The organism is Plantactinospora sp. CNZ321, assembly GCF_004217235.1.
The window spans coordinates 1,578,719-1,600,257 of record NZ_SHKQ01000001.1; the positions used below are offsets into that span (position 1 = coordinate 1,578,719).

The 21,539-nt window shown below is 72.4% G+C and carries 20 protein-coding genes; 8 read left to right on the top strand and 12 right to left on the bottom strand.

Translation table 11 applies throughout. From position 1 onward, the window contains the following. Nucleotides 1-3 precede the first annotated feature (3 nt). The 6 genes from EV371_RS06930 to EV371_RS06955 all read right to left on the bottom strand — a co-directional run bounded on the left by EV371_RS06930 (nucleotide 4) and on the right by EV371_RS06955 (nucleotide 6,348). Nucleotides 4-624, bottom strand: coding sequence for a hypothetical protein (locus EV371_RS06930; RefSeq protein WP_130461307.1), 621 nt, complete (start codon nucleotides 622-624; stop codon nucleotides 4-6). 127 nt (nucleotides 625-751) lie between these two features. Beyond that, nucleotides 752-2,617, bottom strand: coding sequence for an Hsp70 family protein (locus EV371_RS06935; RefSeq protein ID WP_165436622.1), 1,866 nt, complete (start codon nucleotides 2,615-2,617; stop codon nucleotides 752-754). A 100-nt stretch (nucleotides 2,618-2,717) separates the two neighbouring features. Further along, nucleotides 2,718-4,085 (bottom strand): metallophosphoesterase, encoded by a 1,368-nt coding sequence (locus EV371_RS06940; RefSeq protein WP_130461309.1) that lies wholly within the window; start codon nucleotides 4,083-4,085, stop codon nucleotides 2,718-2,720. 9 nt (nucleotides 4,086-4,094) lie between these two features. Further along, nucleotides 4,095-4,352 (bottom strand): MoaD/ThiS family protein, encoded by a 258-nt coding sequence (locus EV371_RS06945; RefSeq protein WP_130461310.1) that lies wholly within the window; start codon nucleotides 4,350-4,352, stop codon nucleotides 4,095-4,097. Between the two features lie 2 nt (nucleotides 4,353-4,354). Next, nucleotides 4,355-5,440: a GTP 3',8-cyclase MoaA gene (moaA, locus tag EV371_RS06950; RefSeq protein ID WP_130461311.1), complete on the bottom strand. Its 1,086-nt coding sequence runs from the start codon at nucleotides 5,438-5,440 to the stop codon at nucleotides 4,355-4,357. Between the two features lie 17 nt (nucleotides 5,441-5,457). Further along, the gene (locus EV371_RS06955; RefSeq protein ID WP_130461312.1) at nucleotides 5,458-6,348 is read right to left on the bottom strand and encodes a fructosamine kinase family protein; all 891 of its coding nucleotides are present in this window, start codon (nucleotides 6,346-6,348) and stop codon (nucleotides 5,458-5,460) included. A gap of 79 nt (nucleotides 6,349-6,427) precedes the next feature. Between EV371_RS06955 and EV371_RS06960 the strand changes: the two genes are divergently transcribed. From EV371_RS06960 to EV371_RS06975, 4 genes are all read left to right on the top strand, one after another. Then, nucleotides 6,428-6,937, top strand: a complete 510-nt coding sequence (locus tag EV371_RS06960; protein WP_349337732.1) for a GNAT family N-acetyltransferase — start codon at nucleotides 6,428-6,430, stop codon at nucleotides 6,935-6,937. A 113-nt stretch (nucleotides 6,938-7,050) separates the two neighbouring features. Continuing rightward, nucleotides 7,051-7,935, top strand: coding sequence for a fructosamine kinase family protein (locus EV371_RS06965; protein ID WP_130461313.1), 885 nt, complete (start codon nucleotides 7,051-7,053; stop codon nucleotides 7,933-7,935). Nucleotides 7,936-8,207: 272 nt separating this feature from the next. Continuing rightward, a complete protein-coding gene (locus EV371_RS06970) occupies nucleotides 8,208-9,281 on the top strand; it encodes a DUF4192 domain-containing protein (protein ID WP_130461314.1) in 1,074 nt (357 codons plus the stop codon). A 174-nt stretch (nucleotides 9,282-9,455) separates the two neighbouring features. Next, complete coding sequence (locus EV371_RS06975; RefSeq protein ID WP_130461315.1) at nucleotides 9,456-11,708, top strand: GDSL-type esterase/lipase family protein; 2,253 nt, start codon at nucleotides 9,456-9,458, stop codon at nucleotides 11,706-11,708. A gap of 209 nt (nucleotides 11,709-11,917) precedes the next feature. On the opposite strand, the gene fdhD is transcribed toward EV371_RS06975, so the two are convergent. After that, the gene (fdhD, locus tag EV371_RS06980; RefSeq protein ID WP_130461316.1) at nucleotides 11,918-12,775 is read right to left on the bottom strand and encodes a formate dehydrogenase accessory sulfurtransferase FdhD; all 858 of its coding nucleotides are present in this window, start codon (nucleotides 12,773-12,775) and stop codon (nucleotides 11,918-11,920) included. A gap of 60 nt (nucleotides 12,776-12,835) precedes the next feature. Between fdhD and mobA the strand changes: the two genes are divergently transcribed. Continuing rightward, entirely contained in the window at nucleotides 12,836-13,537 is a 702-nt protein-coding gene (gene mobA, locus EV371_RS06985) for an NTP transferase domain-containing protein (protein WP_207230432.1), read from the top strand. A gap of 5 nt (nucleotides 13,538-13,542) precedes the next feature. Continuing rightward, a complete protein-coding gene (locus EV371_RS33750) occupies nucleotides 13,543-13,800 on the top strand; it encodes a DUF6457 domain-containing protein (RefSeq protein ID WP_486484918.1) in 258 nt (85 codons plus the stop codon). 64 nt (nucleotides 13,801-13,864) lie between these two features. On the opposite strand, the gene EV371_RS06990 is transcribed toward EV371_RS33750, so the two are convergent. From EV371_RS06990 to EV371_RS07005, 4 genes are all read right to left on the bottom strand, one after another. Next, nucleotides 13,865-14,524 (bottom strand): response regulator, encoded by a 660-nt coding sequence (locus EV371_RS06990; RefSeq protein ID WP_130461317.1) that lies wholly within the window; start codon nucleotides 14,522-14,524, stop codon nucleotides 13,865-13,867. Continuing rightward, a complete protein-coding gene (locus tag EV371_RS06995; protein WP_130461318.1) occupies nucleotides 14,521-15,675 on the bottom strand; it encodes a histidine kinase in 1,155 nt (384 codons plus the stop codon). Before EV371_RS06995 ends, EV371_RS06990 begins: the two co-directional genes overlap by 4 nt. Next, on the bottom strand, nucleotides 15,675-16,508 hold the full coding sequence (locus EV371_RS07000) for a CPBP family glutamic-type intramembrane protease (protein ID WP_130461319.1): 834 nt from the start codon (nucleotides 16,506-16,508) through the stop codon (nucleotides 15,675-15,677). Before EV371_RS07000 ends, EV371_RS06995 begins: the two co-directional genes overlap by 1 nt. A 136-nt stretch (nucleotides 16,509-16,644) precedes the next feature. Then, the gene (locus EV371_RS07005; RefSeq protein ID WP_130461320.1) at nucleotides 16,645-17,247 is read right to left on the bottom strand and encodes a PadR family transcriptional regulator; all 603 of its coding nucleotides are present in this window, start codon (nucleotides 17,245-17,247) and stop codon (nucleotides 16,645-16,647) included. Between the two features lie 82 nt (nucleotides 17,248-17,329). Between EV371_RS07005 and EV371_RS07010 the strand changes: the two genes are divergently transcribed. Beyond that, nucleotides 17,330-18,226: an extracellular catalytic domain type 1 short-chain-length polyhydroxyalkanoate depolymerase gene (locus tag EV371_RS07010; protein WP_130461321.1), complete on the top strand. Its 897-nt coding sequence runs from the start codon at nucleotides 17,330-17,332 to the stop codon at nucleotides 18,224-18,226. An 88-nt stretch (nucleotides 18,227-18,314) separates the two neighbouring features. Continuing rightward, on the top strand, nucleotides 18,315-19,427 hold the full coding sequence (locus EV371_RS07015; RefSeq protein WP_130461322.1) for a T3SS (YopN, CesT) and YbjN peptide-binding chaperone 1: 1,113 nt from the start codon (nucleotides 18,315-18,317) through the stop codon (nucleotides 19,425-19,427). 60 nt (nucleotides 19,428-19,487) lie between these two features. Here the strand turns inward: EV371_RS07015 and EV371_RS07020 are convergent, their stop codons facing one another. Further along, a complete protein-coding gene (locus tag EV371_RS07020; RefSeq protein WP_130461323.1) occupies nucleotides 19,488-21,524 on the bottom strand; it encodes a beta-propeller domain-containing protein in 2,037 nt (678 codons plus the stop codon). Nucleotides 21,525-21,539: the final 15 nt, after the last annotated feature.

Below are 21,539 nucleotides of genomic sequence, written 5' to 3' on the forward strand. Positions count from 1 at the left end.
GCGTCAGTCCAGCAGCCAGTACGCGGAGGCCGGGCCGTCGGTCAGCAGCAGCGCCCTGAGCACGACCGCCCCGCCGTCGACCGCCGTCCTCGGCTGGTCGAACACGAGACTGCCGCTGATCCGATCCCCCGCCGATATCGAGCCAAAACTTATCGAGTTGAACTCGTCTATCGGCGTAGGGGTGTCCGGGGTCTTCTTCAGACTGAAGTCCGCCTTGCTTCTCCAGGCCGGCACCTCGCTGCCCCGGATGAGATGGAAATGCAGCGGGTTGAACTCGTAGGTGCCTTCGACGCCTTCGAGGACGACGTCGAACACCACGAAGGCTCCCCGCTTGGGCTTGATCCGGACCCCGTTGGCGCTCTTCACCTCGGTGTGCACCTTCGGCCTGGAGAGCGTCACCTCGATGGTGGCGGACTTGTTGCCGAACAGGTTCTTGCCGCTCACCGTCACCGTGTTGCCCGGTGTGCCCGCCACGGGATCGGGCTGCGGCGCCTTGGACGCCACCTCCGGCAGACCGGGCGCACTCGTCCGGACGGCAGGAGCGCTGGGGGTGGGGGTTTGGGTCCGGTCCGCAACGACCGGCGGCTCGTCCGCGCCGCATCCGCCGACCGACACGGTGATCATCAGAGCACCCGAGGCGACGACCACGCGGAACAGCCGCCTACCGGTACGGTTCACGCATTCTGTCGGTTGAGCGACCTGTGATGCCATAGCCAGGAAACGTATACCACCGCGACCACCCGCGCCGGGCTCAGATCACCGGCCAGAACGCCGCGGCCGGACCGTCGGTCAGCAGCCATGACTCGATGACGACCGCCGCGTCGTCGACCGCGGACCGGGGCACGTCGAAGACGAGGTTGCCGCTGTTCCGATCGCCCGCCGACATCCTCCTGCTCTTCACGATCGGTTCGAACCCACCGGCGACAACCTCGGGTTCGAACCCGCCGCCGCCTTCCCGCCAGCCGGCCACCTCGGCCCTCGGTACGAGGTGGAAATGCAGGGTGTTGAAGTGGTAGACGCCGTCGATGACCTCGATGATGACCTCGAACGTCAGGTATCTGCCCTGTTTCGGCACCCCCACCTTGCCGCCGGGAAGCTCCACCATGGTGCTCACCGTCGGACCGGACAGGGTCACCTCGACCGTGGCGGACCCGGTGCCGCCGGAGGTCGCCCCGGTAACCCGCACCGGCTCGCCCAACGTCGCCGCCACCGCGTCGGTTCCGGTCACGCCGGTCGTGGGGCTGCGGCCGTCCGTCGGATTCCGGCCGGACCACGGTGTGTTGTCGACCAGGAGGACCGCCGCGACCGCCACGACCACGACGGCGGACATCGACGTCCAGGCGCGCCACCCGGGCCGGCGGCGTCGCGGCCGCGCCACCGGGGGCAGTGCGCCCGGCCGGGGCGGCACCGCTCCACCCGGTCCGGACGGCGCCGGCGCACCGCCGCCGGGCGGCGGCGACGGCTGGCGACCGTGCACGGCGGCGCCCCCGCGCACCAGGTCCGTTGGTTCGGCCCGTCCGATCGCGCTGCCGAGTCCGCCGAGCGCGACGACCTGTTCGGGCTGATCCATGACCGAAGGCGGGATGCCCAGCTGCTGGTGCAGCAGCGTGCCGACCAGTGGCACCCGGGTAGCGCCGCCGACCAGGAGCACCCCGGCGACGCGATCCGCGGCGATCCCGCTGCGGAACAGCGTCGCGGCGGTGAGCGCCACCGTCCGATCCAGCAGCGGCCGAGCCGCCTGCTCGAACTCCTCCCGGGTCTGGTGCACCTCCACGCCGTCCCACGGCAACCGGAGCGTCGCCACGGACGCCCGGGACAGCTGCTCCTTGGCGGCCCGCGCCTCGTCCCACAGCAGTTGGTGCTGCTGCCGCTCCTCGACGGTCGTCGGGTGACGCAGCCGCTGCCACCGCGCTGGATCCCGCCCGCCGGCCACCCCGCCGACCTGGTCGAGGACGACGGCGTCGAGGTCCAGCCCGCCCAGGTCGTCCAGCCCGTCGGTGGCCACCAGATCCCAGGTCCCGTCGCCACGATGCCGGATCACGCTGATGTCGAACGTGCCGGCCCCCAGGTCGTACACCACCAGCGCCGAGCCGGCCGGGACCTGGCGGCCGACGGAGCGGGCGAAGAACCGCGCGGCGGCGAACGGTTCCGGCATGAGAGCCACCGTGCCGAGCCCGGCGCGGTCGGCGGCATCAAGGAGCACCCGCCGGCGCTGCGGGCCCCAACTGGCGGGGTGGGTCAGCAGGGTACGCGCGACCGAGGCCGCGGACACCCGGCGGGCCTCGTCCGCGACCCGACGCAGCACCGCGGCGATCAACTCCGCCGCGGGGTATTCCTCCGTCCCCAGCAGAACCGCCGGCTCGTCCACGTGCCGTTTCGGGTACGGTTCGAACCCGGCCGGGTCGATCCGCGCGGCGCGCACCGCGTCCTGCCCCGTCAGCAGTCGCCGCCCCTGCCCGGCATGGACCGCAGAACGCAACAGCGGCGTGGCGTCGAACAGCAACGGGCTCGCCTGACCGTCCGGCAACCGTACGGCCGCGACCGTGTGCGCCGTACCGAAGTCGATCGCCAGCGTGAACCCGTCGACGTTCGGAACGCCCAGCCCGCCATTGAACACAGCCGCATTATGCCCCGGGGTCGCGGCGAGCTGGCTGCGCTGGGCACGGACGTTCACCGGGTCTGCCGTTCAGGCGGCCGGGCTGCGGGGCGCGTACTGGCTAGGCCGTCGAGCGCAGCTCGACCAGGGTCACCTGCGGCGGCGCGCCGACCCGGACCGGCGGCCCCCAGAAGCCAGCGCCGTTGGTGACATAGAGCTGGGTGCCGTCGATGGTGGCGTGCCCGGAGACGACCGGCTGCTGCGACCGGACCAGCAGGTTGAACGGCACGATCTGGCCGCCGTGGGTGTGCCCGGACAGTTGCAGGTCGACGCCGTGCCTCGCCGCCTCGTGCACGTTGATCGGCTGGTGCGCGAGCAGCACCACCGGTCGGTTCGGGTCCCGGCCGCCGAGTGCCGCGTCGAAGTCGGGGCCCTGGCCGAGCCCCAGTCCTTCGCCGGTCGGGTCGTTGACCCCGGCCAGGTCGAGGGCGCCGCCCCGGGCCAGGATCTCCTCGCGCCGGTTCTGCAGCACCCGAAGCCCGATCCGGTCCAGCTCGACCACCCACTCCTCGACCCCGGAATAGTATTCGTGGTTGCCGGTGACGAAGAAGCTGCCGTACCGGGACCGTAGGTCGCGCAGGGGCGCGGCGGCGGGGCCGAGCTCGCCGACCGTGCCGTCGACGAGGTCACCGACCACCGCCACCAGGTCGGCGTCGAGCCGGTTGATCATCGACACGATCCGCTCGGTGTGCGCCCGACCCGACAGCGGCCCGATGTGGATGTCGGAGACGGTGGCGATCCGCAGCCCGTCCATGCTCCGGGGGAGCTTGGCCAGCGGGATCTCGACCCGGTCGAGCTGCGGCGGACCGAGCGCGGTGCGGACGCCGTACCCGACGACCCCGGTCGCGGTGAGCCCGGCGAAGATGGCGGCACCCCGGGCGAGCAGCAACCGGCGGCCCGGGTCGTGATCGGGTGCCGGGGGTGCGGCCGGTGCGGGCGGTGGCACGGCGGTGCCTCCGGCGTCCGTCGCGCCGAGCGACGGTCCTCCGCTGGTGGTGCCGTCCGTATCGACAAGCGACGGCTCCGGGGTGGCGCTGCCCGCGGCGTCCGCGTCGCCGGCACCGAGCGTGGTGACGGCGCCGGACCCGGCCTCGACCGGGGCGACCGCCGGTACGGCCGCCCGGACGCGGCGGCGGCGCAGGGCCAGCCGGGCCACCAGCATCGGGATCTCCAGCACGGCCAGCAGGACCAGCAGGTAGAACATCACGGCCAGCCAGAGGTAGCCCGGCCAGGCCAGCCAGTAGAGGCCCCGCTGGGTGCCGACCAGCGTCGCCGGGGTGAGCAGGGCCAGCACCAGTACCGTCACCCCGCCGGCCCGGCGCCATCGCCCCGGCCGGGTGGTGTCCCGGACCAGTCGCTTCCACAGGTAGAGGTGGATCAGGCCGGTGACCAGCACCAACGTGCCGACGAAACCCAGAACTCCGAGCAAGGTGGCTCCTCAGCCGCCCGCGAACGGCGGCAGCACGTCGATCGTCGCACCGGGCGGCAGCGGTGCCTGCCGGTCGTGCCAGGTCACGCCGTCGACCAGGAAGCTCGCCATCGCCAGTACGGTCGCCAGCCGGTCGCCGTGCCGGTCGACCAGCTCACCGGCGAGCTGGTCGAGGCTGCCGCAGCCGGGAACGGTCTCCTCGGGTACGCCGGCAGCGGCCCGGGCGGCGGCGAAGTAGCGTACGACCAGGGTGGATGTGGACGTCATCGTCAGCCTCCGATCGCCGACATCGGGCGGGCCGGCTGAAGGAAAGACGGATCGTCGATCCCGTGCCCGGCCCGCTTGCCCCACATCGCCACCCGCCACCGGTCGGCGAGTTCGTCGTCGGTGGCGCCGCCGCGCAGCGCGGCCCGCAGGTCGGACTCCTCGGTGGCGAAGAGGCAGTTCCGCACCTGCCCGTCGGCGGTGAGCCGGGTGCGGTCGCAGTCTCCGCAGAACGGCCGGGTGACGCTGCCGATCACCCCCACCCGGGCCGGTCGGCCGGCGGCGTCCGTCCAGCCCCGCACCAGCCAGGTCTCGGCCGGCGCCCCGCCGCGCTCGGCCGGATCGGGCAGCAGGGTGAACTCGGCCCGCAGCGCGGCGAGGATCTCCTCGGCGGTGACCATCGTCGACCGGTCCCAGCCGTGCTGGGCATCCAGCGGCATCTGCTCGATGAAGCGGAGCTGGTAGCCGTGGGTGAGGGCGAAGCGGAGCAGCTCCGGCGCATCCTCGTCGTTGACCCCGCGCATCAGCACGGAGTTGATTTTCACCGGGGCCAGCCCGGCGGCGACCGCCCCGGCCAGCCCGGCCAGTACGGCGTCCAGCCGGGGCCGCCGGGTCAGCTCGGTGAAGCGGGTCGGGTCGAGGCTGTCCAGCGAGACGTTGACCCGGTCGAGTCCGGCCTCGCGCAGCGGCCCGGCGAGCCGGTCGAGCCCGATCCCGTTGGTGGTCAGCGAGAGCACCGGCCGGGGGGAGAGCGCGGCGACGGCGGCGACGACCTCCGGCAGGCCGGGGCGGATCAGCGGCTCGCCGCCGGTGAACCGGACCTCGGTCACCCCGAGCAGGCGTACCGCGATGCCGACCAGGCGGATGATCTCGTCGTCGGTCAGCACCTCCGACTTCGGCAGCCAGGGCAACCCCTCGGCCGGCATGCAGTACGTGCACCGCAGGTTGCACCGGTCGGTGAGCGAGACCCGCAGGTCGGTCGCGGCCCGGCCGTACCGGTCGACGAGGCCCCCGACGTCCGGCCGCTCCGCCGACGTGCGGTCCGGCGCTCCCCCGGATCGACCGGAGCCGGATCGAACGGGAATGGTCATCGCTTGACGGTAGCGCGTCACACCGACAGCGCGGCGCGGGCCGTCCTACCTACCGCATCCCGGTAGGCCGCGCCGAAGAGCGCGGTGTGCACCAGCAGCAGGTGGAGCTGGTGCACCGGCACCCGCTCCCGCCAGCCGTCGGCCAGCGGCCACACCTCCCGGTAGGCGTCCATGATCGTGTCGAGGTGCGGGGCGCCGCCGAAGAGGGCGAGCTGGGCCAGGTCGGTCTCCCGGTGCCCGCCGTGCGCCGCCGGGTCGACCAGCCAGACCCGCCCGTCGGCACCCCAGAGCAGGTTGCCCGGCCACAGGTCACCGTGGATCCGGGCGGGCGGCTCGGCGCCGCCGTACTCCTCGATCCGGGAGATCACCCGCTCCACCAGGGTGATCTCGGCCGCGGCGAGCGCGCCGTTGTCGACCGACTGCCGCAGGTAGGGCGCGAGCCGGTGCTCGCCGAACCAGACCGGCCACGGGCCGGCGGACGGGGTGTTGTCCTGTGGCAGTGCCCCGACGAAGCCGGGCCGGTCCGCGCCGAAGGTGTCCGCGCCGGCCCGGTGCAGCGCGGCCAGCTCGGCGCCGAACCGCCCGGCGGCCGCCGGGCTGGGCTCACCCGGCTCCACCCACTCCAACGCCAGCAACTCCGGCAGCGCCGCGATCACCTCCGGCACCGGGACCGCGCCGGCCGCGCGCAGCCAGCGCAGCCCGGCCGCCTCGGTGGCGAAGAAGTTCTCGGGTACGCGCTGAGTGGCCCCCTCGGGCCAGGACTTGGCGAAGACGGAGTTGCCGTCGTCCAGGGTGAGCCGGGTGGCGGCGCAGATGTCGCCCCCGGGCACCGGCGTCTCCCGGATCCGCTGGTGGGTGAGGAAGAGCGGAAGCTGCCCGGGATGCTCCCGCAGGTACGCCAGGTCCATCTGGGCAAGGTAGCCCTTCGCCGGACGCTCTTGGCCAACCAGGTGTCGCGACGCGGCGATCGGGAGTAGATATGAGAACGTGGCCGCTACCGCGATCCGACCGTACCGGCCGGCCGACCATCGGGCCGGTCGGCGGCTCTGGGTCGAGCTGGCCGAGCAGCACCGCGAGCTGTACGACGATCCGACCTTCGGCGGGACCGACCCGGGCGCGGCGTTCGAGGAGTACCTGACCCGGCTGGACCTCTCCGGGGTGTGGGTGGCGGAGCGGGGCGATGCCGGGGTCGTCGGGCTGGTCGGTCTGATCATGGATGGCCGGGACGGCCGGGTCGAACCGGTGGTGGTGACCGCCCGGCTGCGGGGCCAGGGGATCGGCCGGGCACTGCTCGACCAGGTCGCCGAGGAGGCCCGGCGGCGCGGGCTGGCCCGGCTCACGGTGAAGCCGGAGTCCCGCAACGCGGCGGCGCTGCGCTGCCTGCGCGGCGCCGGCTACGACCTGCTCTCCGCGATCGAGCTGACCGTCGAGCTGCGCCCCCGCTCCGGGGCCCGGGGCAGCGCCGTGGAGTTGCACGGGCAGAGCTTCCACACCTGAGCCCGCGTGTCGTCCGGTCTCCGACCCGAGGCCGGAGGTCGATCATCCGGAGCCGGTCCACTGCCGCTCACCTAAGATGTGGCGTTCAGGTCCCCGGACGGGAGGAGCCCGTCGTGACGCCCTCGGCGACGTTCCTGGCAGAGTGCCTGCGCCGGGCCGGGGTGCGCGACGTCGTCGCGGTGGAGCCGGTGACGGGTGGGCTCGCGGCACTCGCGGGCATAGCGACTCGCCGGGATGCGCCGTCGGTGTTCGTCAAGGCCTTCGCCGACGCGCCGGCCGACGACGTCTTCGGCGCGGAGGCCGAGGGGCTGGCCGCACTGCGCGACCTCGGCGGCGTGACGACGCCCGAGGTGATCCTGGCGGACCGGGAACTGCTTGTGTTGTCGGTGCTGCGGCCGAGGCCGCGCAGCGAGGCCTTCTGGGAGCGGTTCGCGCACGCGCTCGCCCGCCTGCACACGGGCACGGCCCATCCTCGCTTCGGATGGCACCGCGACAACTGGCTGGGCCGCCGCCGGCAGATCAACACCTGGCACGACGACGGCTTCGCGTTCTTCGCACAGCATCGGCTGCTCCGGTGGCTGGGGCAGCCCCGGGTCGAGGCGGCACTCGACCCGGGAGACCGGACGGCGCTGGAGCGGCTGTGTCACCGACTGCCCGACCTGCTGCCGGACCGGCCGGCATGCCTGACGCACGGGGACCTGTGGGCGCAGAACGTGCTGGCCACCCCGGACGGCCAGCCCGCGCTGATCGATCCGGCGGTGTCCTACATGTGGGCCGAGGTCGACCTCGCGCACGTGTGGTCCACCTCCCCGCCGCCCGAGGCGCACCGGTTCTTCGAGGTGTACGCGGAGCTGACCTCCCTGGACGCCGACTGGCAGGCCCGCATGCCGATCCTCCAGTTGCGGCAGCACCTCGCCGTGCTGGCCCAGTTCGACGACGACTGGGGTGCGGGCGACCAGGTCCGGGCCACCCTCGCCCCGTTCCGGAAGCGCACCTGAGCAGCGGCAGCGGCACAGCGGCGCTACGGCTGGCGGGCGATCTCGGTGACGAGGGCGTACCAGGCGGCGGGAGTGAAGGCGAGAGTGTGGCCGTCGCGGTCCTGGGCTGGCTTCCGAAGGCGTCGAAGAATCCGATGCGAATGACTACGGGTCGCGGTTGGTGGCTGAGCAGCGGAACTACGAAGAGTAGCTGTGGATAGCCCCGGGCGTGTCGTCCACAGGCAGTGGACCGGGTACTCGATCATGTTCGTCGCTTCGGCACGCTCCCCGCCATGACCCCGATCGACCGAGCCGTCCTCGCCGTCCGTTCGACCGCCGACCTGCTCGCCGCCGTGCCGTACCTGCTCGGCTTCCACCCGGCCGACAGCGTGGTGGTGATGGCGCTGCGCGGCAACCGGATCGTCTTCGTCGCCCGTGGCGACCTGCCCGGCGTCCCGGCCGGGCCGGCGGCCGGCGGAGAGGTCGGCGAGGCCGCCGCGCAGGTCGCGGCGGTCGTCGCCCGGCAACAGGTCGAGACCACGACCGTCATCGGGTACGGCGAGCCGGCCCGGGTCACCCCGGCGGTCGACGCGGTGACCGCCGCCCTCGGTCGGGTCGGGCTGCCGGTGCTCGAAGCGCTCCGGGTGACCGGGGACCGCTACTGGTCGTACAAGTGCGCAGACGTCGACTGCTGTCCGGCCGACGGGCGGCGGTTCGACTCCTCGACCAGCCAACTCGCCGCGGCGGCCACCTTCGCCGGCCAGGTCGCGCTACCCGACCGGGACGCCCTGGTCCGGCGGATCACCCCGCTCGACGGGCCGGCTCGGGACGCGCTGCGGGAGGCGGCCAGGAGGGCGGAGGTCCGCCTCGACACACTGCTGGACCGGGCCCGGCCCGGGGATCCGCAGGGTCGCCGGGCGCTGCGCCGGGCCGGACGTACGGCGGTACGCCGGGCGATGCACCGGTACCGGACCGGCGGTCAGCTCACCGACGACGAGGTGGCCTGGCTCAGCCTGCTCCTGGTGCACCTGCCGGTCCGGGACGACGCCTGGCGGCGGACCGGCGGCGAGGAGTGGCACCTGGCGCTCTGGACGGACGTACTCCGTCGGGCCGAGCCCGATCTGGTGCCCGCTCCCGCCAGCCTGCTCGGCTTCGCCGCCTGGCGGGCCGGGCAGGGTGCCCTGGCCAGCGTGGCGGTGGAGCGTGCGCTGCAGGCGCGGCCCGAGTACTCGTTCGCCCAGCTCCTGGCCGAGGCGTTGCAGGCCGGCATCGGACCCTCCGTCCTCGACGACTGGCTCGACTCCGACCCCGACCCCGACCGGCCGTCGCCCCGGCCGTCGTCCCGGCCCGGAGACGAGGACGGGTGACGCGGCTTCGCGGCACCGGCGTCACCGCCGGGTGCCTCGGCACCTCGAAACCGGAGGTCGCTCGCAACCAGCCCCTTGCTCGGGGCGGGAGACATAGGAAAAGATGACCGACGATACGAGGTGTGCGGGGGCTCACTCGTCGGGTTTGGGTCCCGGGCCGAGGTTGGGGGACCGGTGAGACTCAAGCCGTTGATTATCGCGCTACTGCTCACCGCGGCTGGCGGCCTGGTCGGCACGCCGGCGGCAGCCGCGGCACCACCCGCCGGTCCGCAGCCGTCCGCCAGCGCCGCCGACACGCTCGCCATGGTCGTCGGACAGTTCAACATGGCCGGTGGCCACCCGACGCACGGCGTCAAGGGCAACGAGGTCGCCGACGCGCTGGCCCAGGACATCAACCGGCGGGTTCCCCAGCTCGCGTTCCTGACCATCAACGAGGGCTGTCTGGACTGGCTGGAGCGGGTGGAGGCGCAACTGCCGGACCCCTACACGGTGCGCTTCGACCCGATCCGGGGCGGCAGCGGCCAGGTGGCGAACTGCAAGCACGAGTCGCCGTTCGGCAACGCCATCATCTACAACGAGGATGTCCTACCCGACCCGCAGCCCGTGGCGCATGACCTGCGTGCGCTGGAGGGCGCCGAGAAGCCCGAAATGCTGTGCCTGCGATCCGTCGCCAGGATGCTGGTGATCTGCACCGCGCACCTCGTCGCCTCGGGCGAGAACGTCGAGCAGCGTCGGCGGGAGGCGGCAGAGGTCAAGCGGGTGCTCGCGACCGACTATGCCGGCTACACCGTGATCCTCGGTGGCGACCTCAACGACGACCCGATCTCCCAGGCGACCAGCAATCTCTACCACAGCGGCTACGAGGGCATTCCGGGCCAGGAGGCGCACGGCGTCTTCAAGGAGGCGTTCAGCCCCTGCCGCAACGAGATCAAGGTTCGGTACCTGGGACCCGGCGGTGAGGAGAACTGGTGCCGGAGCGGACCGGACACCCACGGCATCAACAAGTTCGACTACCTGTTCGAGCCGCCGGAGGCGGTCGTCCACTCGTCCAGCGTCGTCTCGTCACCGCACTCCGACCACAAGCAACTGTGGGCCGAGCTGACGGTGCCGGTGAGCATCGGGCCGCTGGTGGACTCGATCATGGTGGTCGGAGACTCGATCAGCCAGGGTCTCGAGGGCGACTACACCTGGCGCTATCGGCTCGCCCAGCACCTGAAGGCGGCCGGGCGTGACGTCACCTTCGTCGGCCCCTACCGCGGCACCACCCGGCTGCCGAGAAGCCTGCCGGCGAACTTCCCCGACGAGTCGGCGCCGCCCTACTTCAACGGTGTCTACCGCGACGGTCTCACATTCGACAGCGACCACTTCGCGCAATGGGGCCGCCAGGCGCACCAGGTGAAGGACGACATCCGCGCTCGCGTGGGCCAGTACCAGCCGACCTACCTCCTGGTCGAGCTCGGCTTCAACGACCTGGGCTGGGGCGTGTCCGACCCGGACGGGCTGGTCGCCGACATGCGCACCCTCATCGCCAACGCCCGGTCCGCCAAGTCCAACATCCGAATTCTGGTCGCCACCGTCCCCCAACGCACACCACTGGACGTGCAGCCGGACCTGGGCGCCCGGATCAGCGCGTACAACGCCAAACTGGGGCCCGCCGTGCAGGCGCTGAACACGACGACATCACCGGTACGGCTGGTGGACATCACCACCGGTTACGACCCGTACGCCGACGCCTACGACGGCCTGCATCCGAACCCGTTCGGCGAACACAAGATCGCGAAGGCGTTCGCCAACGTCCTGTGGAGCCAGTTCCAGGTCGGCGCGCCCTACAGCGACCCGTCCGGAAGCATCCCGCATCTGGTGTCCGTGTCGCCCGCGTGGATGCGGGCCACGTCCACCGTCGCCGGGATCAAGCTGGAATGGCAGCACTCCTTCGGCGCCGGTGGCTACTGGCTCTACCAACGCGACGCAACCGCCGGCGAGGGGTTCCAGCGGCTGCCGTTGCAGATCCCGGCCGACTCGTGGAGCGTCAACTGGGTGATACCCGGCCACCGCTACGAGTTCTACGTGGTGGCCACCCGCGGGAACTGGCAGGCCAACGGGCCATCGCCGATCGCCTCCGTCACGGTTGCCAACCAGGAGACCGCGGCCGGCCCACCGAACATCACCGCGACGTCCGGGCCGGGCTACATCGACGTGCGCTGGGACGCCGCGACCGGGCCGTACAGCGACACCGTGCACCGGTACACCGTCTACTACCTGGACAACTCCGAGCCGGGCGCCATTGTCTCGACGAAGTCCACCACCGGCCGCTCCATCCGGTTGTCCGGCCTGGTCAGCGGTCATTCTTATGTCCTGGCCGTGTGCTCGGTGAACGCGGCCGGGGAAGGACTTCCCGCGCCCGGCCCAACCCTCACCGTCGGCTAGTTCCGGCACTGGCCGGCCCTGCTCCTGCCGGAGGTCGGGTCGCGGGCGGAGTTCCCCGATGCGTTCGGGTGTCCAGTGGTGTCCATCCATGTCCAGATCCACGCTCCGGGCGCGACGGGCGCTGCGAAGCCGCGGCATGTTCCACCCGGGCCGGGCAACGCCGGGTACCGGACCGGCGGTGAAGCGGGCGGACGCAGGGCCGTGCGCGGTCAGGTCGCGATCCGGGGATCTCCGGCGTACACGTTCATGGTGCCGCCCCGGAGGAAGCCGACCAGGGTCATCCCGGCCTCGGTCGCCAGTTCGGCGGCGAGGCTGCTCGGCGCGGAGACGGCGGCGAGCAGCGGGATGCCGGCCATCCACGCCTTCTGGGTGAGTTCGAAGCTGGCCCGGCCGGAGACCAGCAGCAGGTGTCCGCGCAACGGCAGGCGCCGCTCCCGGACCGCCCAGCCGATCACCTTGTCGACCGCGTTGTGCCGGCCCACGTCCTCGCGCAGCACGACGAGTTTCCCGTCGGCGGTGAAGAGTCCGGCGGCGTGCAGTCCACCGGTACGGTCGAAGCCGCGCTGGGCGGCCCGGAGCTGCTCCGGCAGGCCGGCGAGGGTACGCGCCGGCACGGTGACCGGGTCCGTCGACACGTCGTGTCGGGACCGGGTCCGGACGGCGTCGATGCTTGCCTTCCCGCACACCCCGCACGAACTGGTGGTGTGGAAGTTCCGGGTCGGATCGGTGGCCGGTGCCGGTACGCCGTCGGCCAGCACGATGTCCAGCACGTTGTAGGTGTTCGGGGTGTCGGTGCCGGCGCAGAGCTGCGCGGTGCGTACGTCGTCGGCGGTCCGGATGATTCCCTCGGTGAGCAGGAACCCGATCGCCAGGTCGATGTCGTCGCCGGGGGTACGCATGGTGACCGCCAGCGGGGCGCGCCGGTTCGTCCCGGCCGGACCCACCCGGATCTCCAACGGCTCCTCGGCGGCGAGGTTGTCCCGGCGGCGCACCGAGACCCGGCCACCCGCCTCGGCGGAGTCCAGGTCTATCCGCAGTACGCTGCGCCGGCCACTGGCTCGTCCCATGCCGTAATCCTGCCTCGCTGCCGGCCGTACACCACCGGAAGCCTTGGTTACCGTTACCGGATGACCGGAACGGAACCGTCGACCGAGCCCTCGCCGATCGAGCCGGAGCTGGCCGGGTTCGCGGCTGTGGTGCTGGCCGGCGGGGCGGCCCGCCGGATGGGTGGTGCGGACAAGCCGGCGCTGCCGGTGGGCGGTCGCTCGATGCTGGACCGGGTACTCGCGGCGGTCGCCGACGCCGATCTCCGGGTCGTGGTCGGCCCGGCCAGCGCCCTACCGGCCGGGGTGCGGGCGACTCGGGAGCAGCCGCCCGGCGGCGGACCGGTCGCGGCGGTCGCCGCCGGCCTGGCCCTGTTTCCCGACACGGTCCCGGCACACACCTGCGACACGGGCAGTTCGAGTGCCGCACCGTCCGGCACCGGAATCGTCGCGCTGCTCGCCGCCGACCTCCCGCTGCTGACCACCGAGGCGGTACGCCAACTCCGTACCGCGCTGTGCCGGGCTGCCGATGCCGACGGCGTGGTCTACGTCGACGACGCCGGACGGGCGCAGTTTCTCTGCGGGGTCTGGCGGGTCACCCCGCTGCGGGCCGCGTTGGGTCGAGTCGCCGCCGCCCGCGACAGCGTCCTCACCGGTACGTCGATGCGCGCCCTGATCGCCGAGCTGAGCGTGGCCGAGACGGCGTGGCGGGGCACGGGACCGCCACCGTGGTTCGACTGCGACACTGAGGAGGACGTACGCCGGGCAGAGGAGTGGACCAGTTGAACGCGATGGAGCGCTGGGTGGCGGCAGCCTGTGCCGAACTCGACCTCGATCCCGCGCAGGTCGACGTACCCCGGGTCCTCGACCTGGCCCGCGACGTGGCGCACAACGTACTTCGGCCCGGTGCACCGGTCACCGCGTACCTGCTCGGGGTCGCGGTCGGTCGCGGCGCGGACCCGGCGGTCGCGGCGACCGCCCTCACCGCCCTGGCGACCGGCTGGCCGGCCGACCGGGCGACCGCCGCACCCGACGGCGATTCCGAGTAGCTCAGCGGCTCCGGCACGTCGCCCACAGTCGATCGCCGTCTGGGGATCGTCCGCGCCCCGGCGTTCACGTCACCAGCCCGGACCGGTACGCGTACACCACCGCCTGCACGCGGTCGCGTAGGTCGAGCTTGGTGAGGATGCGCGACACGTACGTCTTGACGGTCTCCTGACTGATCACCAGGCGGGCCGCGATCTCGCCGTTGGACAGGCCGTCGGCGATCAGGCGCAGCACCTCCAACTCGCGCGGGGTCAGTCCCACATCGTCCGGCGTGCCGTCGGCGGGGCGGATGCGCGCCGCGTACCTGCCGACGAGCTGCCGGGTCACCTCGGGCGCCAGCAGCGCGGCGCCGCTGGCGACGGTGCGGATGCCGTGCAGCAGCTGTGCCGGTGGGGCGTCCTTGAGCAGGAAGCCGCTCGCTCCGGCGCGCAGCGCCTGGTAGACGTACTCGTCGAGGTTGAACGTCGTCACGACGAGCACCTTGACCGGGTGGGCCACTCCGACGCCAGCCAGCAGGCGGGTCGCCTCGATGCCGTCGAGTACCGGCATCCGTACGTCCATCACCACCACGTCCGGGTGCAGCCGGCCGGCGAGGTCGACCGCCGCGCGCCCGTCCCCGCACTCGCCCACCACCTCCAGGTCGGGCTGGGCGTCGATGATCGTCGCGAAGCCGGTACGGATCAGCGCCTGGTCGTCGCAGACCAGCACCCGGATCGGCGCGGTCACGACGTGCTACCGATAGGGATGCGGGCCCGGACGACGAAGCCGTCATCCTCCCGGCTTCCCGCGCTGAACTCGCCGCCGAGCACGGTGACGCGTTCGCGCAGCCCGGCCAGGCCGCGTCCGCTCCCACCCGGGTCTCCGGGGTGCGTGCCCGAGCCGTCGGTGCTGATCTCCACCGTGATCTCCCCTTCCCCGTGCCGAACGTGCACGGCGGTGCGGCTGCCGTGGGCGTACTTCAGGGCGTTCGTCAGCGCCTCCTGCACGACCCGGTAGGCGGCGACCTCCGCGCCGCCGGTCGTCGCCGCCGGGCTGCCCTCCTCGGTGAACTCCACCGGCTGCCCGGCCTGCCGGGTCTGCTCGACCAGAGCGCGCAGCTCGCCGACGGACGGCACGCGCGGGTCGGCGCCGTGGTCGGGGTTGAGTAGGTCGAGCAGGATCCGCAGGTCGGCGATGGCCCGCCGGCCGGTGTCGGTGATGGCGGTGAGGGTGGTGTCGAGGCTGTCGGGGGCGGCCGTCAGGTAACGCGCCGCCTCGGCCTGCACGACCATCGCCGTCACGTGGTGGGTCACGACGTCGTGCAGTTCACCGGCGATGCGGGCGCGTTCGGCGGCGCGGGCGGTCGCGGCGACGTGACGGCGGCGCTCGGCCTCGGCGGCCCGGCTCTGCCGCAGCCAGGCCCCGGTACCCCAGGCGAGGGCCAAGGCCAGGTAGAAGGTGAGGAAGCCGCTCACGCCCTCGGTCGATCCCTGCCGGTGGAGGGCGACGGCCAGTGCGACGTACGCTGCGGAGCCCAGAACCAGGGTGGTGCGGCGACGACGTTCCAGGTGGGCCCCCGCGCTCAGCAACGCGATGGCCAGCGCGGCGCCCGCGACCGTGTGGTAGGCGCGCAACTGGTCGATGGTGAAGCCGAGCGACACCAGGGCGAGGGAGATCCCGGGCCAGCGCCGGCGGATCGCGAGTGGGAGGCACTCCAGGGCGATCGCCACCACGGTCAGCTCGTCGAACGGACGGCCGGGCAGGTTGCCGAGCTGCGTACCGCGGTCGTGCAGCACCGGGACAGCGGAGGCGAGGGCGATCAGCAGCGCCAGCGGGAGATCCCGGACCGTGACGGGCCAGCGCCGCCACGAGTCCGGGAGCCTCCGCAGGTCGACCATCAGGAGACAGTAACGCTCGCCGCCGGGGCGTCGACCGCGCGGCGACGCGGGACGATGCGACCGCGGCGGTGGGCCAGCCACATGAACACCACGGTCAGCACCAGCCCCGCCATCACCGTGTACAGGCTGCCCTCCGGCCCGAAGTCGCCGCCACTGAGCAGCGTCGGACCCGACGTGGTGGCGTCCAGCAGCCCCTTCGACTCGCCATTTCCGGAGACCACGACGCTGAAGATGCCCCCGGCGGCGAAGTTCCAGCCGAAGTGCAGCCCGATCGGCACCCACAGGTTGCGGGTGGCGACGTAGCAGGCGGCGAGCATGAAGCCCGCCTCGATCGCGATGGCAGTCGCGCCCCAGAGGCTGGCGTCCGGGTTGACCAGGTGGATCAGGCCGAACAGCACGCCGGTCAGCAACAGCGAGAGCCAGGTCCCGAGGCGTTCCTCGACGAGGCGGAGCAGCAGGCCCCGGAAGATCAACTCCTCGGTCGTGGCCGCGGCGGCCATGAACCCGAACAGCCCCACCAGGCCGGACACCGAGCCCATTCCGTGCACGTGGTAGCCGCCGAGCATGGCGATGTTGACGATGACGGCGGCGAACATGGCGAACCCGATCAGCGCCCCCCGGGCGATCCGGGCGCCGGCCCCGGCCCGGGCCAGCTCCGTGACCGCACGTCGTTCGGTACGGCGCACCACCCACCCGTACACGAGGAGCGCGGCCACGGCGGTCGCCACCCCGAGGGCAAGGGAGAGCCAGGGGTTGCCCGGCACCGCCATGACGGCCCGGTTGCCGACGAGGCTTACCGCCACCACGGCCAGGATCTGCTTCAACGCACGCATGATGGTTCCTTCGAGAGGTGTGGCGGCCGGAGCGCCGCGGTCACCTCGAACGCTATGGATTCGCCGGCCGGGAATCGTCACCGTGCGGTGGACACTTGCGGGTAGCTCTCTCGGGGGACAAGCCCGGTGCCGACGCCTACTGGGACGGCTCCCCGGGTGGGGGTCCGGGCGATTCGCGTCGCCGCCGGGCGAGTTCGGTCATCCGCTCGGCCATCCAGCGGCACCAGTGGATCCGGGGCGGTGTGCCGGCCAGCGCCAGCTCCAGGGTCGCGAAGGCACCGAACTGCGGGTGGAGGGGATCGTCCGCGTGCCGGGACAGCATCTCGGCGTGCTGTGCCCGGAAGTCGTCCAGCCGGCGCTGGTACGCCTCGGCCTCGGCGAGATAGAACTCGCGCATCCGGTCCGGATCGGCGGCGGCCAGTGCGTACGTCTTGAGGATCGCCTCGTCCCGGGGGGCCCGGGGTGCGGGCGGCTCGACCAGCCAGGCGGCCAGCGCCTCCCGGCCGGCGGCGGTGAGTCGGTGGGTCTTGCGCTGCCGTGGACCCGGACCGGTCTCGGCGTCGTGCTCGATCAGCCCACTCGCCGACAGCCGTGCCAGCTCGGGGTAGATCTGGCTCTGCTGGGCGGTCCAGTAGTAGCCGATCGGCTTGCGCATCCGCTGCACCATCTCGTAGCCGGTGAGCGGGCCACGGTGGAGGACGCAGAGCAGGGCGTAACCCAGCGCACTGACGGTAGCCAAACTGTTATCTCCCGGAGCGACATCACTATGTCAACTTTGACATAGTCTCCCGACTGGCAACCGCACATCGAACGGGGGACTGATGCGCAGCGTTGGACGATCCATCCTGGCAGCGATCGCGCTGACGGCGGTGATCGGCACGACCACGGCCTGTGGTGCGCGGGACGACACCGGACCGGAGACCGACCCGAGCGCGTCCCGGGCCGCCCGGCCGGCGGTCTCCCCGGCACCCGGCGACCACACCCTGGCGATCGACCGGGCCGGTCAGGAACGGACCTGGGCGGTGCACGCCCCGCCCGGCTACCGTCCCGGCACGCCGACCCCGCTGGTGGTCGCCCTGCACGGCACCGACCAGGGCCCCGACCAACTGCGGGACAACAGCGGGCTCGACGCCCTCGCCGACGCCGAAGGCTTCCTGGTCGCCTACCCGAAGTCGTTGAACAGGCAGTTCAGCCGGGTGGTCGAGCAGGGTGACGACATCAACTTCGTCCGGGCGCTGGTCGACAGGATGGTCAGGGAGTGGTCGATCGACCCGGCCCGGGTCTACGCCACCGGGTTCTCCTCCGGCGCCGAACTGACGTACGCGCTCGGGGTCGAGGCGGCCGAGGTGTTCGCGGCGATCGCGCCGGTCAGCGGAGCCTTCGCCAGTGGTCCGGCCGCCAGTGACCCGACCTACAAGCCGAGCAGGCCGGTTTCGCTGATCACCTTCGTCGGCCGCGACGACCGGATCTCCTCCCGGATCTACAGCGGGCTGTCCCGATGGCAGAAGAACCTGGGCTGCACCGTCGGGGAGCCGGTCTGGGTCGACACGGCCAGAACGGTGAACCGTACGGTCAGCAGCTGTCCGGACGGCAGCCAGGTCGTCGACTACACGGTGAACGGGATGGGTCACGCCTGGCCGTCGGCGAGCGGCTACCGGGCCGCTGTCGACGCCACCGCCGCGATGTGGGAGTTCTTCGCCGCGAATCCCCGCCGGTAGCGCGGTTCTGTCCGATCGGGGTCCGCACTGTCCCGGCAAACCAATCGGCTGGGTAGGGTGTGCGGTGCCCTGACGGACGGAGGCGGTTATGGCGGCTGACAACCCTGAGGCGCCCAGGGACCAAGTGATCGAGGGGAACCCGGCCGAGCATCACGAATCGATCCTTCTCGACGAGCCGACCACCGCAGACCTCCGGGTGAAGGTGACCGAGGCGTGGCAGGAGTTCGCCCGCGCGCTCGCCGGCCAACTGCGCGGCCTGCCGACCGGTACGCAGATCGCGCTCACCCTCGACCCCACCGCCTCCGGCACCGGGGACGCGGTCTACTCGGTGAGCATCGAGGTCGGCGGGGACGGCCAGGTCGACCTGCGGGCGGTGGGCAACGCCGCCCTCCCCCAGGGGTACCGGCTGGACCGGGCCGCGGTCGCGGACATGATCGCGCTCGGCTGGTCGCCGCCCGGCGTGGTCGAGGGCTCCGGTGGACACTTCGGGATGCGGGCCGACACCAGCGAGGCGATCCGGCTCGCCAGCACGGTGTCGCGGACCCTGCGCGACGTGTACGGCGCACCACACCCGGCCTTCCTCGTCTTCCTGGTGCACGACGAGTCCGACGAGCCACTCGCGGTCGAACCGCTCGGCACCGCCCGGCCCGAGATCGCGGCCGATCCGACCGCCGACCTCGACCTCGATCTCGACGAGGCGCTGGCGGCGGCCCGGACCGCGCAGAGCGGCAGCGACGCGATGCCGCTTCAGGAACGGGTCCGGACCGTGGTCTCGGCGATGCTGAAGTCGTCGGCGGACCAGCTCCAGGTCGACTCCGACGGCGACATCGGCATCCGGGCCGGTTCGGCGATGGTCTTCGTCCGGGTCCGGGACAACCCTCCACTGGTCGATGTCTTCTCCCCGGTGCTCACCGAGGTCGAGCCGACCGAGCAGCTCTACGTCAAGCTCTCCGAGTTGACCAACAGGATGCCGATCGGTCGGCTCTACTGCACCAACGACACCGTCTGGGCGTCGATCCCGGTCTTCGGCCGCAACTTCCAGGCGACCCACCTGATGCTCGCCATCCAGGTGATGACCGGGCTCGCCGACGAGCTGGACGACCGGCTGCACGGCGAGTTCGGCGGCCGCCGGTTCTTCGGCGAGGGCGACAAGGCGCAGCAACGGGACGCGGGCGAGCACCGCACCGGGATGTACCTCTGACCCTCGGTGCGGTGCTCGCCCGTCCCCGACTTGGTGACCGGAGGAGGAGCGCCCTCCAGGTCAGATCCGGATCACCGCCAGCGTGCCGAGGGTGCCCGGGTCGGTCGCCTTGATCGCGCCGTCGGACACGGTCCAGAGCACCCCGTCGACCATCAGCGAGCGGCGGATCGTCGCGCTGGAGTCGACGGACCGGGCCGCGGGGTGCTCCACCACTCCCGTCTCGGTGAAGCCGCCGTCGGCCACCCGCAGCACAAGCGCGCGGCCGATGGGCAGCTGCCCGCCGCCGCGGCCGGTCTGCTCGTACGTGGTCACCGGCACCACCAGGGTGTTGGTGGCCGGCCAGTAGAGGAAGGCGTGCGGGTCGAACTCGGCCTCGGAGTGGCCGTACCGGACGTGGTGTTGGGCGATCCGGGTCGGCCTGGTCGGGTCGGAGACGTCGAAGAGGGAGATCTGGCTCCCCTTGGTCCGCCCCTGTTGGTCCGCCTCCTGGCCGATCCCGATCAGCCGCCCGTCCCCGAGCGGGTGCAGGTACGACGAGTACCCGGTGATCTTCAACTCGCCGGTGACCTTCGGCGCGCGGGGGTCGCGCAGGTCCACGGTGTAGAGCGGATCGGTCTGCCGGAAGGTCACCACGTAGCCGATCCCCTGGGCGAACCGCACGCTGTAGATGCGCTCACCCTTGCCCAGCCCGGTGACCCGCCCGGTCTCGGTCAAGGTCCGCCCGTCGGCGCGCAGCACGTACACCGCCGAACTGGACCTGGGGTTCGGTCCCCAGGTACGTCCGCTGGTGGTGGCCACCCGCAGGTGCCCGTCCCACTCCGACATCGCGTACTGGTTGATCAGCCAGCCGGGCACGGTGGCGGCGGTGACGTAGCGGGGCCGGTCCGGGCCGGAGATGTCGAACTGGTAGATGTGGGTCTGCTCGTCCTTCGGGTCGGGTGCCCGGTCGCTGGCGGTCAGCGCCGGCAGCACCCGCCAGCGCTGGTCGCTGGCGAGGTAGAGCCGCGACCCGTTGCTGTAGACGGTGTCGCCGTCCGCGGCGACCGACACCGGGTCACCGTCGCCGAGGCTGGCGGCGCCGAGGTCGAAGCTGAGCAGGGTGATCAGTGAGGCGCCGGAGTAGACCGCCGGTCGGCTCAGCCGGTCGCAGCCGACCCGCCCGGTGCTGGTCTGCCCGCCGGTGCTGGTCTGGTAGCGGGGCAGCCAGGCGTCGATCGGTGCCTGCTCCACGATCTTCCGGTTGGCCGCGAGCCGCTTTTTCTCGTTGACCGGCCCCGCTCCCTTCTCCAGCGGAAAGTCGAGCCGTGGCCAGGAGCGGACCACCACCCGGACGGTCGGGCCGACCTGCCGTGCGTCGATCAGGCCGCCGTCGATCCGGTAGTCGCCGATGACCTTCGGGGCGCCGGTCAGGTCGACCAGGATCAGCCGGGGACCGACGATGGCCTGCGGCTGGTCGTCGGCGGGTGGCACGTCGGGCTCGCCCCGCCGGATCCCGCCGGGGCGGGCCACGCCGTGCTCCCGGACGAGTACCAGCGCCCGGTCGCCGTGCAGCAGCAGATCGCTGTCGGCCCAGCCGAAGTCCGGGATGGAGCTGACCTTCAGGGTGCCGGTCAGCCGCCGGCTCGCCGGATCGATCACCCGCAGGATGCCCCTGTCGACCGTGACGATGCGCCGGCCGTCGGTCTTTACCAGGTCCGGCTCGTCGACCCCGGCCTCGTGGGTGTTGGTACCCGAGTAGTCGGATCCGGCTCCCGGCGCGGCGGCGTTGTCCCGCTTCGCCACCCCCGCGTCGGCGTCGGCGGCGCGCTCGGCTCCACTGTTGGCCTGAAATGCGGGGGTGAGGGCGCCGCCGGGGAGACCGTACGGCCCGACGTGCGCCTTGGCCGCGGACCGGAGCCCGGCCAGCGCGCTCGCGCAGGAGTCGAAGGCGACCAGCCGCAGCCCGTCGGCCGGTACCCCGGAGTCGCGCGGCGGCGGCGGGACGGTGGGCTCGGGTTCGGAGGTGCAGCCGCTGAGCAGCGTGCCGACCAGCGCCAGGCCGGCGACGAGCGCCGTGCCGACGGCGGCACCGGATCGCGTTCCCCGTTCGCGTGTCATACGTCGTTCGACGCG

What these genes read in the sequence shown, in the direction of transcription:
- EV371_RS06930 (WP_130461307.1), bottom strand. Translation starts at nt 624, where the DNA reads ATGATCACCGTGTCGGTCGGCGGATGCGGCGCGGACGAGCCGCCGGTC.
- EV371_RS06945 (WP_130461310.1), bottom strand. Translation starts at nt 4,352, where the DNA reads ATGACGTCCACATCCACCCTGGTCGTACGCTACTTCGCCGCCGCCCGG.
- moaA (WP_130461311.1), bottom strand. Translation starts at nt 5,440, where the DNA reads ATGACCATTCCCGTTCGATCCGGCTCCGGTCGATCCGGGGGAGCGCCG.
- EV371_RS06955 (WP_130461312.1), bottom strand. Translation starts at nt 6,348, where the DNA reads ATGGACCTGGCGTACCTGCGGGAGCATCCCGGGCAGCTTCCGCTCTTC.
- EV371_RS06970 (WP_130461314.1), top strand. Translation starts at nt 8,208, where the DNA reads ATGACCCCGATCGACCGAGCCGTCCTCGCCGTCCGTTCGACCGCCGAC.
- fdhD (WP_130461316.1), bottom strand. Translation starts at nt 12,775, where the DNA reads ATGGGACGAGCCAGTGGCCGGCGCAGCGTACTGCGGATAGACCTGGAC.
- mobA (WP_207230432.1), top strand. Translation starts at nt 12,836, where the DNA reads ATGACCGGAACGGAACCGTCGACCGAGCCCTCGCCGATCGAGCCGGAG.
- EV371_RS33750 (WP_486484918.1), top strand. Translation starts at nt 13,543, where the DNA reads ATGGAGCGCTGGGTGGCGGCAGCCTGTGCCGAACTCGACCTCGATCCC.
- EV371_RS06995 (WP_130461318.1), bottom strand. Translation starts at nt 15,675, where the DNA reads ATGGTCGACCTGCGGAGGCTCCCGGACTCGTGGCGGCGCTGGCCCGTC.
- EV371_RS07000 (WP_130461319.1), bottom strand. Translation starts at nt 16,508, where the DNA reads ATGCGTGCGTTGAAGCAGATCCTGGCCGTGGTGGCGGTAAGCCTCGTC.
- EV371_RS07010 (WP_130461321.1), top strand. Translation starts at nt 17,330, where the DNA reads ATGCGCAGCGTTGGACGATCCATCCTGGCAGCGATCGCGCTGACGGCG.
- EV371_RS07015 (WP_130461322.1), top strand. Translation starts at nt 18,315, where the DNA reads ATGGCGGCTGACAACCCTGAGGCGCCCAGGGACCAAGTGATCGAGGGG.
- EV371_RS07020 (WP_130461323.1), bottom strand. Translation starts at nt 21,524, where the DNA reads ATGACACGCGAACGGGGAACGCGATCCGGTGCCGCCGTCGGCACGGCG.